Raw genomic sequence first — 14,792 nt, forward strand, 5'->3', positions numbered from 1 at the left:
GCAATCTTACCACGGTAATATCAAAGAACAGATGCTGTAGCTTTGGCTCAATATATAAAAATAATTTATATTTGTCAAGGGGTAGATGCATTTTTGTAAAATTTCGTGATACGTATCACATGGTTATGAATCTATTTAATATAACTGTTGCAATCATAGGAGGTGGGGTCGCGAAAGCTGGAAAAATTTTATTTGACTTAATCAATGAAACTGTGAAATCAAGAGCATTAAAACCAATTGCAGAAAAAGCTATTGTAATTCCAGCTACGCTTGGAAACAAAGCTGGAATTCTTAGCGCAGATGCACTTGCACTTGAAAAATCGATACACTAAAAAATTAAACCCGGGGATTTGTCCCGGGATCAGCCTTTCTTAGATATTTTTAATCTTCATTAGTATGTTTTTAATTTCATCCACTGTTGGAATTCTACCTGCTGCTACAACTTTACCATCAATTAAAACAGCGGGAGTGAGCATAACCCCAAGCTTCGAGTATTCACGAATATCATAGACATGCTTAACCTCTGCATTAATGTTTAGTTCTTTAACTGCGGTAATAACATTTTTTTCGGTAGTCATACATCTTGGACATCCCGGACCGACAACCAAAATTTCCATTTTTCAACCTTTTAGCTTTTGTTTTAAAAAATAAAATTTCCGAAGAACCAACCCGTAAATGTACCAAGTAAAATTATCAATGGCACATAAACAAGCGCCTTTTTAATTCCAAAAACCCTGGCAACAACAATCCAATTCGGCAAACTAATTCCTGGACCAGTTAACAACAAAGCCAAAGCTGGACCTTTACCCATTCCCATTTTCATCAAAGTATCAACAAAAGGTGCCTCTGTTAATGTTGCAAAATAACTTACAGCCCCAAGCATAGTCGCAAAGAAAGAAGAACTTAAGCTGTTGCCACCAAGCCACCTTTCAACCCATATTTTCGGTATCAATGAACCTATAACTCCAACAATAAACACACCAACGAGGAGGAATGGGAAAATCAAGCGAACAAAAAACCACGTTTCAAATAACCATGCCTTAGTTTTTTCTTTTGATATCTTAAATACCGCATAAAGAACCATTATAAGCGTGAGGATTAACCAGATTAACACTTTTTGCAAATATGTTCTCCCTGCACCTAAATAATTAGGGGCAAGCAAAGAGAGAAGAATTAAAAAAATTAAAATTAATTCATCGCGCTGAATTATTTTTTCGCCTGGACTCTCCATAGCCTCACTAAATTCAAATTTATCTTTAACCCTGAAAAAAGAATTCATAACATAACCAACAGCCCAAGCCATTATAAAAGCTGAAACAATTCTTGATATCAATAATTGCGAACCAAGAATGTTGCCTGTGTAAATTAAAGATAATATATTTGCCGCCGGTGCAACCCACAAAACTATAAAAGCAGCTCCAACCGATGCACCACCATAATAAAGTCCACTCGCCACTGGAATTATTGTACATGAACAAGCAGCTAAAAATATCGCTGATATCGAACTTAGGAAAAACGCTTTATGTTTTGAAGCACTTGAACCAAGATATTTTATTATCAAGCTTCGATTAATAAAAGAAACTATCGCCCCTGCAAGAAGAAAAGCAGGTACAAGACAAGTTAAAATGTGCTTGCCTACATAGTCTTCAAGTGCTAATAAACCGGCTTTTAAAATTTCAAGTATCATGTGCTTACCTGTAAATTTGTTTATAAGATTTGTTTGTAAATTTTCTTAACTGCCTCATTCCACGCTCTACTATTTACCCCATAAACACATCTACCCGCTTGTCTTAAATTCAAACGTAACTTCATTCTCAAATCATCCTCTCTAAAGAATTCATTTGGTATTGAATCAATTGCCTTTATAACATATTTCAAAAATTCATCGCGACTTTGAACCGCTGAATAAACAACCCATTTGCCTTCCCTTCGCCCCTCAACGAGTCCAAGAAATTGCAAAATTTTTAAATTCCTCGAGATATTATATGGTTGCTCCCCTAAGGTATCCATTAACTCACAAACACACATACCCGTCTTGGATTTGATCAAAGTTCTAAGTATTCTCAATCTTTTTTCATCCGAAATTGCTTTTAAAATCTCTGTGTATTTTCTCATGTCATCACATGTTGTTAATTTTTTGTTTTGTCATTTGCGCAATTATGCAAATGTAAAATAACATATAAAAATAAAAAAAGCAAATCTCAAAACAGCACCTAAAAAATTTTTACCCTTCCACCCCACTTAAACTTTTATAAACTCATCGCTAAAAACCCTCACCCAATCTTGAACAATCCTTTCCGCCTCTGCCCAATTTTCAAGTTCTTGACTTCCTATCCCTCCCTTTCTCTCCCAAATGAAGTAAGCAACCTTTGCAATTGTCTCCCGCCTCATCTCGTTATTCGGACGCCCGAAAACCTTAACAATATATTTTGCTTTATCAAACTTCAAAATAACACTTTCTATTTCCGACTCCTTCCCATATGAAACCTCCTTCAAACCACTAATCTCAAAAACAATTTCTCCGATAAATTGATAATTCTTTGTTGCTTTAAACAAATAAATTTTATCCCCACTCCCAATTTCCATTTTGCAATGAAATCCAAGAAAATAAGCATTCTCAAGAAATCTTTCTTTCTTTCGACCGCTTGCAAGCTCAACAACCATAGGTTTGAATTGATTCCTGCGGGAAAAATCAGTTAAAAAACCAGGCACATCCAATTTTTTTATCTTTTGCTCCATTAGTGAAAATTATATTTCTTTTACCGGTTCCCGTCTTGCTCTGCAGGCAGAAACTGAAAATTCATAAATAGCAAAACCCTCAGAATTCACACACAGCTTCAAAATATGTTCTCCAAAGTTAGAATTTTCAACCAACTCATAATATCTCGGCTCATAAACCAAAACATAACTTTTCCCATCTTCGAACAAAATATCATCACCACAATTTTTCTCGGTGAGAAACTCATCATCCTGAAGAACAAAGATTTTCAAATTCCCCCTCAAAGATTCCATAACTGCGCCAACTCTTGCACCAGCGTAAGGCAATATAACAGAACCAACCTCACCAAAAACAGGATTATACTTAAGATAATATCTACCATTATACCATTCCCCATCCAGATAAAATTTCCCGTGTATATAAATTCTCGGATCCTCATATCTTACAACTGACTCAGGAGCAAAGCCCTCAACATTTCCAAGTGAACCGCCCATGTAACCCGTGTAAATTTCCGGAGTAACCCTGTAAAAAATAGATTCGTCAACTTCATAGCGTGATCCAACTGGCAAAGGAAAATCACCGTGGTATCCAGCTTTTATCAAAAGTGCCTGAATGTAAAACTCAACCTCCCACAAATTTCTTATATCAAAATTAGAATAGGAAATCAACCCATCTCGATTTATAAGAAAAATTGCAGGAACATCAAAGTAATAATTTCGCACAATAGAGGCATATCTTTTCAAATTGATCAATTCATTGTCAATTGCAATTGGAAATTCTATTCCAAGCCGTTTCATCTCCCTGTCAACATTTTCGACCTTTCTCTCAAATGGAAATTTTGGGATATGAACGCCAAGAATGAAAAGCCCTTTATCTTTATATCTCTTAATCCACTCCTCAACATACAAGTAAAGTTCATTCCACTTCCCACTCGCATAATTGAAAAACAAAAGAAGCACAACATACCCTCTAAGCTCCTGAAAAGATACCGGCTCCGAATTAAGCCAGTAATTAGCAACTATATCTATCGCCCTGTTGTTTTCTTCAACGATTTGTTTTTTATAATCTCCTCGCATGGATTTTGTCACGCAATTTTTATTTTCATTGTCAATCTAATGAACCAAATCTTAACTTGCAAATTTAAAACTTTCACTCTTTTGTTTTAAGCGAAATCCTGTTTAATTTATATAAAAAATAAAATTCAAGATATCAATGAAACCAGATTTAAAGGCAATATTCAAACAGATTGAGAAAGTTCAAGAGGAACTTGAAAAAGTTCAAGCAGAGCTTGAAAAGAAAACAGTCACGGAAGAAGCTGGCGGTGGAATGGTAAAGGTAACAGCAAATGGAAAAAGAGAAATCATTAAGATTGAAATTGATAAAGAGGTTGTAAACCCAGACGATGTTGAGATGCTTGAGGATTTGCTCGTTGCAGCTGTAAATAAAGCACTTCAAAGTGCTGATAAAATGATAAATGAAGAGATCGCTAAAGCAACCTCTGGATTACTTCCGGGATTAGGTGGGCTTCCCTTCGGTTTTCCAGGCTTTAAAGCGTGAAACAAATAATTAAAGTAACTATGCTTTACACATCTGAAAGCCTCGAAACTCTCATAGAAGAATTAACCAAATTCCCTGGCATCGGAAGGAAGACAGCGCAACGACTTGCACTTTACATTTTAAAACAACCCAAAGAAGAAGTTGAAAAACTTGTTCAAGCGATAATAAATGTCAAAGAAAAAATAAAATACTGTTCAATTTGTTACAATATAACCGAAACTGATCCATGTCCAATTTGTTCAAGCCCCAAACGGGACAAAACTACTATTTGCGTCGTCGAAGAACCAATGGATGTTCTTGCGATAGAAAAGACCAATGAATATAATGGTCTTTATCATGTCATCGGCGGAGTTTTGAATCCACTTGAAGGCATTGGACCAGATGCTCTAAAAATCAAAGAACTTATCCATAGAGTTTCATCCGGTGGAATTAAAGAGGTTATAATCGCCTTAAACCCAAGCGTTGAGGGGGAAACAACTTCAATTTACATAGCAAACCTCATCAAACCATTTGGCATAAAAGTTACACGCATCGCTAGAGGCTTACCAATTGGAACAGCGCTTGAATATGCGGACATAGCAACAATAGTTAGAGCAATTGAAAATAGAACGACAATGTAAGTGAAGAAAAATTTTTTGATAACATCACCCCCAGGAACTGGTAAAACAACAGCGATAAAAAAATTTATTGACCTTACAGGCGGAAAATTTAAAGTTTCGGGCTTCATAACCGAAGAAATAAGAGATCAAAAAGGGAAGAGGGTTGGTTTTAAAATTACTACACTTGATGGAAAAACGGGAATACTTGCCGATATAAATTTAAAAAATTCACCAAAGGTTGGGAAATACGGCGTTAATTTAAAAGACATCGATAATATCGCTGTCCCATCGATTAATTTAAATTCAGACATAATTGTGATTGACGAAATTGGCAAAATGGAATGCTTCTCAAAATCCTTTGTTCAAAGAGTTTTCGAAGTTCTTGATTCGGAGAAAATTCTGGTCGGAACAATCAAGGAAAAAGGGGATGAAATAATAAACAAGATAAAATCCCGAAACGATGTTGAGTTAATAAAACTCACACTCGAAAATCGAGATGAAATACCATTTTTAATTTTTCAAAAAGTCGCCTCTCTTTTAGACAAAGTTTACCCTCCGCACGGTGAAAAGACAAAAAGCTCAAACTGATATTCCTAGCTGAAAGAGCCTGGGTTTTGTTTTTGCTTGTTTTTTTCGTATTTTTATTCAGATTTTGAGGTAAATTTTTTCTAGTTCACCTTTCATAAACTTCTCCCCAACTCAGTTGGGGAGATTTTTAAAGCTAAAAATTTAAAAATAAACAAGAGAAAGAAAGGTGAAAAGGACATATCAACCACATAATACAAAACGGCGCAGGACGCACGGATTCAGAGCAAGGATGAAGACAAAAAGCGGTCGAAAAATCCTCGCCAGAAGAAGAGCGAAGGGAAGATGGAAATTAACTGTAAGCGATGAACGCTAAAAGATTTACTTTACCTAAAAAAGAAATCATCAAAAAGTCAAAAGAGATAACAGAGATAATTAAAAATTCAAACTCTGTTGCTGGCGATTTAATTAAAATCTATTTCCGCCTTTTGTCAAACCGTGATATTATTTCGAGAGTAGCTTTTGCAGTTTCAAAAAAGGTAAAACCAGTCGTTTTAAAAAACAGAGCAAAAAGGTTATTAAGGGAGGTCTATCGGCTAAATAAACATAAGCTGATAGACCTTCTCTCTTTAAAGAACAAGTCGATTGATATGGTTATGATCTTCATTGCGGATAAAGAGCTTATAAAAAAATTAAAGTATATTGATGTCGAGAGAGACTTTTTGCAATTAATGGAAAAAATCTTAAAGGTGGTAAATGAAACTTGATGCTTTCACATGGCTTGCGGTCGTACTTGTCAAATTATATAAAACCCTTATCTCACCGATTTTTCCACCAAGCTGTAGATTTTATCCCTCGTGTTCTGAGTATGCAATTCAAGCTTTTTCAAAGTATGGTTTTTTAAAAGGTTTATGGCTTTCAACAAAAAGAATCATAAGATGCAACCCCTTTAACCCTGGTGGAATTGATGAGGTTCCTTAAAAAATTAAACAAAGGTGTAAAGCAATGGATAGAAATTCGCTCCTTGGAATAATTTTAATCACGCTTGTTTTACTGATTTGGATGTGGTATAATGCCCCAAGAGCACCAGAGAGAAACCTTAAAATGCAGGACACACTTGAAATAAAAAAACAATTGCAGGAACCTGGTGTAGTACAAGCGAAGGGGGACACATTTGGAGTTTACTTTTCCCATCTCTCAAGGGGTGAAGAGAAAAAAATACTCATCGAGACGGATTTATATACATGTGTCATTTCATCAAAGGGTGCACTCATTGAAAAATTTGAACTAAAAAAATTTAAAACATGGAATGGCTATCCAGTTCAACTTGTTGATATGAATAAGGGCGGTGATTTTTCGCTCCTTTTTATGACAACTGATGGTAAAATAATTAACACGAGAAATTTATACTTTAATACGAAAGCAAGGCATTGGGAAAACTTCATTTTAAAAAAGAAGGGTGAAAAAGTAGAAATCGAATTTACCCTTGACATAAATGATTCGAGCAAGCTGATAAAAAGATTTATTTTTGAAAACGGGAAATACTCATTTGATACGGAAGTTGAATTTGTAAACATGGAAAAGATAGTAGCAAACTTTGAATATCAACTTGTTTGGGAAAACGGGATAAATCTTACAGAGGAAAACAGCGTTGAGGAATCATATTTTGGAAGTGCATATGCAAAAGTCGGGGATGTATATGAAACGATCGATGCAAGCAAGTTCGGCGTCAAAGCTTCGCGCTCGTATTCTGGAAACACGAGATGGGTTGGGACACACAATAAATATTTTGCGGTTGCGCTCATATCAAATGACTATTCTGATGGTGCATATCTTGAAGGCGAACGAATCCCCCTACCTAACAACGGCGTTAAAGAAAACTATCTCATAGCACTAAAAATCCCATTTCGTGGAAGTAATTACCAAAAAAATTACTTTACAGTTTACCTTGGTCCACTTGATTATAAAATCTTGAAATCCTACGGTGTCGGGCTCGAAGAGATGATAAGTTTAGGTTTGCGCTGGCTCATAAGACCTATATCAGAATATGTTCTTCTTCCATTCTTTACATTTCTGCACTCGATCATACCAAACTATGGAATTGTAATTATAATTTTCTCGTTCGTGATTAAAATTTTGCTCACTCCGTTGACGCTAACCCAGATGAAGTCAATCAAGAAAATGCAGGCGATTGCCCCAATTTTGAAAGAGTTGCAAGAGAAATACAAAGATAACCCGCAGAAGCTGAATCAGGAAGTTATGCGCGTATATCGAGAATACGGTGTTAATCCATTCAGCGGATGCTGGCCATTGCTTTTACAATTACCGATACTTTATGCGTTGTTCTCACTCTTCCGCGTCACAATTGAGTTAAGACAGGCAGGATTTATTCTCTGGATTAAAGATCTCTCGGTTCCCGACACGATTGTAAAACTACCATTTTACATTCCAATTTTTGGAGTTCATCAAATAAGTGGGCTTGCGCTTCTGATGGCTATCACTATGTTCATCCAACAATGGATGACATCCGCTACCGCAGATAAAAGACAAAGGACAACCGCAACAATTATGACTATTCTTTTCTTCTTGATATTTAACAATTTACCATCAGGACTCAACTTGTATTACTTTACTTTCAATGTCCTTTCGATATTACATCAATGGTATATAAACAAATACACAAAGGTCGAATTAAAGCCGTCAACTGACAAAAAGAGCCCATTTAAAGGTGGAATCTTCAAGAAGTTTGACATTCCCACAATGAGCGAATTAACTGGCGCTAAAAAGAAGAGAAAATCGAAAAAATGAAAACGAAGTTATTGAAGTTAGCTTTAGCTTTTTTCATTCTAAACGCTGAGAGTTTGCTTGCTCAGTTTTCTCCAGAAGACACAGTGCTTGTTGACATTCAAAAAATTAATCCAAGAATAATAGTTGAAATAAAATACGCGACCGAAGATAATTTCACTGGTAAAAAACTTTACGATGTTCCAAAATGTTTTTTGAGAAAGTTTGTTGCGCTTAAACTTGACTCAGTTCAAAGGGAGCTTGAAAAAGTCGGGCTTGGCTTAAAAGTGTGGGATTGCTATCGCCCTCTTTCTGTTCAAAAAATTTTATGGTCAATCGTTCCAGATGAAAGATATGTGGCAAATCCAGCGAAAGGCTCAAGACATAATCGTGGTTGTGCAGTCGACTTGACACTTGTTGACTCACTTGGAAATGAGCTTCCAATGCCGACGAAATACGATGATTTCACCGAAAAAGCACACAGAGATTATTACAATTTACCTGATACAGTTATAAAAAATCGCAAGATCCTTGAAGATGTAATGAAAAAATACGGTTTCATACCGCTCCCTACTGAGTGGTGGCATTTCGACGCTCAAGGGTGGGAAAATTTTTCAATCCTTGACATACCTTTGAAAGAACTCAACAAAAAATAAAAAAGGGCGTAAAAGCACGCCCTTTTTGTTTATGTTCCAGCGCTATAATCTTTGATGTAAGCCTTTTGCTCCTTGGTTAACTTGTCAATTTTAATTCCCATAGTTTTTAATTTAAGCTCAGCGATTTCCTCATCTTGTTCTGGCGGAATTTCATATACTTTGGGTTCAAGCTTTTTCCCTTTCTTAAATAATTCAACGAGTCTAAGTTGAGCCATGAATTGATTCGCAAATGACATATCCATAACTTCAGACGGATGTCCCTCTGCAGCAACAAGATTTACAAGTCTTCCCTTTGCAAGGACAAAAATTCTCCTTCCATCTTTCAAAAGATATTCTTCAACATTATTTCTTATCTCTTTTATGCTTTTTGCCATCTTTTTCAACTGAACAAGATTTATCTCAACATCGTAATGTCCCGTATTACAAACTATAGCGCCATCTTTCATAACTTTGAAATGTTCTTCGGTTATGACATCCTTAACACCTGTAGCCGTGATAAAAATATCTCCAACTTTCGCTGCTTCTTTCATCGGCATAACCGTAAAGCCATCAAGTACAGCTTTTAACGCAGCAATTGGTCTAACTTCAGTCACAATCACATTCGCTCCAAGCCCTCTTGCTCTCATTGCAACACCCTTTCCACAATGCCCATATCCAGCGACGACTACATTCTTACCAGCAATTAAAATACTTGTCGCCCTTAAAATCCCATCCAGAGTCGATTGCCCTGTCCCATACACATTATCAAAGTCCCATTTCGTTTCAGCATCGTTAACAGCTATGATGGGATATTTTAAAGCCCCAGCCTCAGCCATCGCCCTTAACCTTTTTACTCCTGTTGTCGTCTCCTCTGTCCCTCCAATTATATCGGGGATGAGTTCGGGATGCTTACTATGTATTGTGAAAATTAAATCAGCTCCATCGTCAAGCGTTAAGTTAGGTTTTATATGCAATGTCTGTTCAATTGCCCAATAAAATTCATCAACGCTCATTCCATTCCAAGCAAAGATTGAAATTCCTTGCTTCGCAAGAGCTGCCGCTATCGTATCCTGAGTTGAAAGCGGATTACATCCACTCCAGCTAACTTCCGCTCCGCATTCGACAAATGTCTTTATTAGCACAGCGGTTTCCTTAGTCACATGAAGACATCCAGCAATTTTAAAGCCTTTGAACGGTTTTGTTTTGCTATATTTTTCTCTTAAAGCCATTAAAACGGGCATCCTGCTTTCAGCCCAGCGTATTTGCTTAAGTCCTTCATCAGCAAGTGACAAGTCTTTAACTTTGTACACGCCTTTTACTTCATCCATTTAAAAATGTTCTCCTTTAGTTTGTTTTTGATTTTTCATTTTAAAAGTTCTTTAAACATGGGAACATAATCAAGCTTTTCCCATGTGAATTCGGGTTCGTTTCTCCCGAAATGACCATAAACAGCTGTTTTGCGATAGATAGGTCTTTGAAGTTTGAGTCTATCAATTATTCCTCGTGGCGAGAGATCGAGATTTTCTCTTATGAAATCAGCAATCAAGTCATCAGGGACTTTTCCAGTTCCTTTCGTATCTATATAAATTGCAACTGGATCTGCTACACCTATTGCATAGGCAACTTGTATCAAACACTCATCGGCAAGTCCAGCTGCAACAATATTTTTCGCAATATGTCTCATTTCATAAGCTGCGCTTCTATCAACTTTGGTTGGGTCCTTTCCAGAGAAACAACCACCGCCGTGCGGTGCCCTACCACCGTATGTATCAACTATTATCTTTCTCCCCGTAAGTCCAGTGTCACCATGTGGTCCACCAATTACGAATGAGCCAGTTGGATTGATGTGATACTTTGTCTTTTTATCAAGATATCCTTCCGGTATAACCTCCTTTATAACAAACTCTTTTAAATCTTCAGCGATATCTTTCGATGTTAACTTTTTCCCTTTATACCTTTCATCGTGTTGAACTGAAAAAACAATCGTATCAACTCTAACTGGTTTACCTGTGTTATCATATTCAATCGTCACTTGACATTTTCCATCGGGTCTTAAGTATGGCATTAAATCAGTTTTTTTCCTGACATAAGCAAGACGCTTCATCAGTTTATGAGCAAACATAATTGGCATCGGCATAAGTTCGGGCGTTTCCCTACATGCATAGCCAAACATCATACCTTGATCTCCAGCGCCTCCTTTGTCAACCCCCTTTGCTATATCCGGTGATTGAGATTTAACTGTAACTATAACACCGCAAGATCGATAATCAAATTGATATTCCGACCTATCATAGCCGATATCCTTGATGACATCCCTTGCAAGTTGATCAAAATCAATCTTTGCCCTAACATCTTCGGGCGCCTTTATCTCACCACCAATTACAACAAGTCCAGTCGTCACAAATACCTCACAAGCCACCCTAGATTCCGGATAATGTGTCAGGAAGGCATCGAGAACAGCATCGGAAATTTGATCGCAGATTTTATCAGGATGTCCTTCGGCAACCGATTCAGAAGTGAATAGCTTTCCCATTTATTCTCCTTTTTTAGTTTAAGTTTTAATTTAGTAAAATTCAATTTCGGATGAATCACCAATGTTAACCCTTTTGTAGTCCCCTCTTAACACTACCCCACTCCCGACAATAGATGAATCAAGAAGCGCATTCTGAATTTTAGCTCCATCACCTATAATTGAGTTACGAATTATTGAAGATGAAATCTCAACATCATCAGAAACTGTTGTGTATGGACCAATTATTGAGTTCTCAATTTTACTCGTCGGAGATATATAAACAGGTGGAATGAGCAAAACATTTTCAAACTTTCCAAATTTAATTAAACCGGCATTATTTTTCTGAAGCAAAAATTTATTGGTCTCTAAAAGTGTCTCCGGCTTACCACAATCATACCACCCATCAATTTCAAAAACAGTTATCTTTTCACCTTTATTTACCATCAATTGAAGAGCGTCTGTAAGTTGATATTCGCCCTTTGTTTTAATCTCTCCTTTTACAACCTCATCCAAGGCCTCCTTTAAAAGTTTTGGATTCTTTATTAAATAAATTCCAACGATCGCAAGATTGCTCTCTGGTTCTGATGGTTTCTCGATAAGCCTACTTGCAAATTTATCCCCATTGAGAATTACGACCCCAAATCTTCGTGGGTCTTCAACAGCTTTAACCCCAATTGTTGTGAACTTACTCTTCAAAAACTTCGAAATGTCGAAATCAAAAAATTGTATCGCCAAGAATTATCAAAATCTCATCTTCATCTTTAAAAGCTTCGCCCGCCAAATAAATTGCATGTCCGAGCCCAAGTGGTTCTTTCTGTTCAATAAACTCAAACCTTACATCTGGATAGCTGGATTCAACATAATTTTTTATCATCTCACCAAGATGACCAACTATAAGCAAAATATCCTTTATTGAGTTCTCGACAAGTTTATCTATTATATGCCCAAGTATCGGTTTGCCAGCAACATTTAGCAACACCTTAGGTTGAGTATAAGTATGTGGTCGCAATCTTGTCCCTACACCTGCAACTGGTATCACAGCCTTCATTTTAAGAAACCTCTTTTTTATTAGGTTCGATTTAATATAAAAAATCAAATCATTTTTTTCAATTATAAAAGCTTTGATTCTATGTATTCAACAATTTTGTCTATATCACCTATAATTTTTATATACTCAACTGCGTTTGCTCTCGATTCATATCTAAGTTGTTCCGAGATCGTCTCAACAATAGGAGCCCAAAAATTAACAGCCACAAACGGCTTTGGTTCAATTAATCCTTTGTTAATCAACTCCCACACAAGTGATAACTCAACTAAAGTTCCAGTGCCCCCCTTTAAAACTATGTAAGCATCGCCTTTTTCAATCAAAATTTTTAACCTCTCGAATAAGTCCCTCGCCTTTATCTCCTTATCGACCCATTTGTTAGCACTTGCTCTAAAAGTAGAAACCGTAACCCCAATTGTCCTAGCCCCTGCCTCTTTTGCACCTCTTGATGTTGCCTCCATTGTCCCACCATAACCACCATTACAAATCGTAAATCCAATCTTTCCAAGTTCATATCCAAGCTTTCTTGCAAATTCATATTCATCTTCTCCTTCAATCGGTTTTGAACTCCCGAAAATCGTCACGACTTTTTCACTCATACCTCAACTTAAAGTTTGTTTTCTTAAAAGATAAATAAAAAATGGAGCGCCGAAAAGCGCAGTTATCGCACCGACGGGAAGCTCATTCGGATATAAGATGATTCGAGCAAGCGTATCAGCAAAAAGCAATGTTATCGCTCCAACGAAAAAAGATGTCGGCACTAAAATCCTGTAATCAACAGCAAAAACACGACGACATATATGTGGAACCACAAGCCCAACAAAACCTATTATCCCAGTGTTTGAAACTATAACAGCTGTTAAAATTGAAGCAACAAAATAAGCTGATCTTTTTGTAACCTCCGCATCAACCCCAAGTTGCGTTGCGATTTCATCACCCATTGCGATCAAATTGAGACGATTTGAATAGATGAAAGTTAACAGCGAAAAAATTAACACAACAACCATGATTAAAATAGATTGCCACAAATTAACATTCGCAAGATTTCCAAGAAGCCAAAAAATGACATTTTTTACCGATTCATTTGATAAAGTTACTATGATTAAAATTGAAGCGGAAAAGAAAGCACCTATCATTATCCCACTTAACAACATTGTATTTATATCAATTAAACCCCTTCTCCTGCCAAGCAAGTAAACCAGCGCAGTTACAAACAAAGAACCAACAAGTGCTGAAATTGGAGTTAATGCAAAAGAAAAAGAACCAAGCAATAATATCGACACAACCGCACCAAAAGCTGAACCACTTGAAATACCAAGGATATAAGGCTCGGCAAGTGGATTTCTTATGATCGCCTGCAATATAGCCCCTGCAACAGCCAGTCCCCCACCTGAAAATATAGAAGTTAAAATTCTTGGGAAACGCAGATGTAAAATTACAACCCTATCAATTTCATCGGATTGCCCTTTTAGAAAATTTAAAATTCGCCCAATCTCCATTTTCACTCCAGTTTCAGAACCCCCAATTGAAATCGAAATTAAAAACAAAGAAAAAAGACTAAGGAGAAGGATAAAATTGTAAAGAATTAACTTCTTCAGCTTCAATCCACAAAATCAATTTTAGTTTTCGGTTCCAAATACCCTATCACCAGCATCACCAAGCCCTGGAAGAATAAAACCTCTTTGATTCAACTGTCTATCAAGAACAGCAATATAAATTTGAACATCTGGATGCTCGGTGGTTAATTTATTAATTCCTTCTGGTGCTGCAATAAGGCTAACTACTTTAATTCTGCTTGCTCCCTTTGCTTTAAGATATGAGATCGCTGTACAAATGCTCCCACCCGTTGCGAGCATCGGATCAAGAACTATGACAATGCTTTTATCAAGATTTTTGGGAAGTTTAAAATAGTAATCAACTGGCTTTAAAGTTTCCTCATCACGATAAAGCCCAATGTGCCCAACCCTCGCTTCAGGTATTAATTCAAGAAACGGATCAACCATACCAAGCCCAGCCCTTAAAATAGGAACGAGAACGACCTCACTTTTCAAAACATAACCCTGCGTCACTTCCAGCGGAGTTTCAACTTCCTTAACCAAAAGCTCCAAATCCTTAGTTATCTCGAAAGCCATCAAAGATGTCAACCTTCTTAAAATAACCCTAAAAGTTGAGCTCGGCGTATTCTTGTCCCTAAGGTAAGTAAGATCTCTTTTAATGAGCGGATGGTCGATGATAAAAAGATTTTCCATAATCACTTTTGAGTTTTTGCATTAAGTTAAAAACTCAAATTTGAAAATGCAATTTTTTGCAAAGTTGAATGTTAAATCTGAATTAAGTATATTTTTGAAAAACAAAAAAGCAAGTAAAAGAGCACATTTCAAGTTTGAAACTTTCAAACCAAAAATTAACCTTCGGG

21 protein-coding genes are annotated in these 14,792 nt (G+C 36.6%); 9 read left to right on the forward strand and 12 right to left on the reverse strand.

Going from position 1 to position 14,792, the window contains the following annotated elements:
• The first annotated feature begins 125 nt into the window (after positions 1-125).
• A complete protein-coding gene (locus AWW78_RS03870) occupies positions 126-332 on the forward strand; it encodes an ROK family protein (RefSeq protein WP_075435506.1) in 207 nt (68 codons plus the stop codon).
• A 39-nt stretch (positions 333-371) separates the two neighbouring features.
• On the opposite strand, the gene AWW78_RS03875 is transcribed toward AWW78_RS03870, so the two are convergent.
• The 5 genes from AWW78_RS03875 to AWW78_RS03895 form a co-directional block, all read right to left on the reverse strand.
• The gene (locus AWW78_RS03875) at positions 372-617 is read right to left on the reverse strand and encodes a thioredoxin family protein (protein WP_047133225.1); all 246 of its coding nucleotides are present in this window, start codon (positions 615-617) and stop codon (positions 372-374) included.
• 23 nt (positions 618-640) lie between these two features.
• Positions 641-1,687, reverse strand: a complete 1,047-nt coding sequence (locus AWW78_RS03880) for a permease (protein WP_176693880.1) — start codon at positions 1,685-1,687, stop codon at positions 641-643.
• A gap of 20 nt (positions 1,688-1,707) precedes the next feature.
• Positions 1,708-2,115, reverse strand: coding sequence for an ArsR/SmtB family transcription factor (locus AWW78_RS03885; protein WP_047133226.1), 408 nt, complete (start codon positions 2,113-2,115; stop codon positions 1,708-1,710).
• Positions 2,116-2,241: 126 nt separating this feature from the next.
• Entirely contained in the window at positions 2,242-2,739 is a 498-nt protein-coding gene (locus AWW78_RS03890) for a DUF2934 domain-containing protein (RefSeq protein WP_047133227.1), read from the reverse strand.
• 9 nt (positions 2,740-2,748) lie between these two features.
• Positions 2,749-3,795 (reverse strand): redoxin domain-containing protein, encoded by a 1,047-nt coding sequence (locus AWW78_RS03895; RefSeq protein ID WP_075426087.1) that lies wholly within the window; start codon positions 3,793-3,795, stop codon positions 2,749-2,751.
• A 136-nt stretch (positions 3,796-3,931) separates the two neighbouring features.
• Between AWW78_RS03895 and AWW78_RS03900 the strand changes: the two genes are divergently transcribed.
• From AWW78_RS03900 to AWW78_RS03935, 8 genes are all read left to right on the forward strand, one after another.
• Positions 3,932-4,276: a YbaB/EbfC family nucleoid-associated protein gene (locus AWW78_RS03900; RefSeq protein WP_047133228.1), complete on the forward strand. Its 345-nt coding sequence runs from the start codon at positions 3,932-3,934 to the stop codon at positions 4,274-4,276.
• 20 nt (positions 4,277-4,296) lie between these two features.
• The gene (gene recR, locus AWW78_RS03905; protein ID WP_047133229.1) at positions 4,297-4,896 is read left to right on the forward strand and encodes a recombination mediator RecR; all 600 of its coding nucleotides are present in this window, start codon (positions 4,297-4,299) and stop codon (positions 4,894-4,896) included.
• Positions 4,897-5,463: an NTPase gene (locus AWW78_RS03910; protein WP_047133230.1), complete on the forward strand. Its 567-nt coding sequence runs from the start codon at positions 4,897-4,899 to the stop codon at positions 5,461-5,463.
• Positions 5,464-5,629: 166 nt separating this feature from the next.
• A complete protein-coding gene (gene rpmH, locus AWW78_RS03915) occupies positions 5,630-5,776 on the forward strand; it encodes a 50S ribosomal protein L34 (RefSeq protein WP_047133231.1) in 147 nt (48 codons plus the stop codon).
• Positions 5,766-6,167, forward strand: coding sequence for a ribonuclease P protein component (gene rnpA, locus AWW78_RS03920; protein ID WP_047133232.1), 402 nt, complete (start codon positions 5,766-5,768; stop codon positions 6,165-6,167). The genes rpmH and rnpA overlap by 11 nt, the downstream gene beginning before the upstream one ends.
• The gene (yidD, locus tag AWW78_RS03925) at positions 6,157-6,381 is read left to right on the forward strand and encodes a membrane protein insertion efficiency factor YidD (RefSeq protein ID WP_047133233.1); all 225 of its coding nucleotides are present in this window, start codon (positions 6,157-6,159) and stop codon (positions 6,379-6,381) included. The genes rnpA and yidD overlap by 11 nt, the downstream gene beginning before the upstream one ends.
• A gap of 24 nt (positions 6,382-6,405) precedes the next feature.
• Complete coding sequence (gene yidC, locus AWW78_RS03930) at positions 6,406-8,208, forward strand: membrane protein insertase YidC (protein ID WP_047133234.1); 1,803 nt, start codon at positions 6,406-6,408, stop codon at positions 8,206-8,208.
• The gene (locus AWW78_RS03935; RefSeq protein ID WP_047133235.1) at positions 8,205-8,840 is read left to right on the forward strand and encodes a M15 family metallopeptidase; all 636 of its coding nucleotides are present in this window, start codon (positions 8,205-8,207) and stop codon (positions 8,838-8,840) included. Before yidC ends, AWW78_RS03935 begins: the two co-directional genes overlap by 4 nt.
• A 29-nt stretch (positions 8,841-8,869) precedes the next feature.
• Here the strand turns inward: AWW78_RS03935 and ahcY are convergent, their stop codons facing one another.
• From ahcY to upp, 7 genes are all read right to left on the reverse strand, one after another.
• Entirely contained in the window at positions 8,870-10,147 is a 1,278-nt protein-coding gene (gene ahcY, locus AWW78_RS03940) for an adenosylhomocysteinase (RefSeq protein WP_047133236.1), read from the reverse strand.
• Positions 10,148-10,182: 35 nt separating this feature from the next.
• Positions 10,183-11,352, reverse strand: a complete 1,170-nt coding sequence (gene metK, locus AWW78_RS03945; RefSeq protein WP_047133237.1) for a methionine adenosyltransferase — start codon at positions 11,350-11,352, stop codon at positions 10,183-10,185.
• 30 nt (positions 11,353-11,382) lie between these two features.
• Positions 11,383-12,066: a sugar phosphate nucleotidyltransferase gene (locus AWW78_RS03950; RefSeq protein WP_320410027.1), complete on the reverse strand. Its 684-nt coding sequence runs from the start codon at positions 12,064-12,066 to the stop codon at positions 11,383-11,385.
• Entirely contained in the window at positions 12,047-12,379 is a 333-nt protein-coding gene (locus tag AWW78_RS10900) for a nucleotidyltransferase family protein (RefSeq protein WP_320410028.1), read from the reverse strand. The genes AWW78_RS03950 and AWW78_RS10900 overlap by 20 nt, the downstream gene beginning before the upstream one ends.
• A gap of 62 nt (positions 12,380-12,441) precedes the next feature.
• Complete coding sequence (locus tag AWW78_RS03955) at positions 12,442-12,975, reverse strand: LOG family protein (protein WP_047133238.1); 534 nt, start codon at positions 12,973-12,975, stop codon at positions 12,442-12,444.
• A 3-nt stretch (positions 12,976-12,978) separates the two neighbouring features.
• A complete protein-coding gene (locus AWW78_RS03960; RefSeq protein ID WP_047133239.1) occupies positions 12,979-13,980 on the reverse strand; it encodes a FecCD family ABC transporter permease in 1,002 nt (333 codons plus the stop codon).
• Between the two features lie 15 nt (positions 13,981-13,995).
• Complete coding sequence (gene upp, locus AWW78_RS03965; protein ID WP_047133240.1) at positions 13,996-14,625, reverse strand: uracil phosphoribosyltransferase; 630 nt, start codon at positions 14,623-14,625, stop codon at positions 13,996-13,998.
• Between the last annotated feature and the right edge of the window lie 167 nt (positions 14,626-14,792).

The sequence above is a fragment of the Candidatus Kryptonium thompsonii genome (assembly GCF_001535985.1).
GTDB classification, from domain to species: Bacteria; Bacteroidota; Ignavibacteria; order Kryptoniales; family Kryptoniaceae; genus Kryptonium; species Kryptonium thompsonii.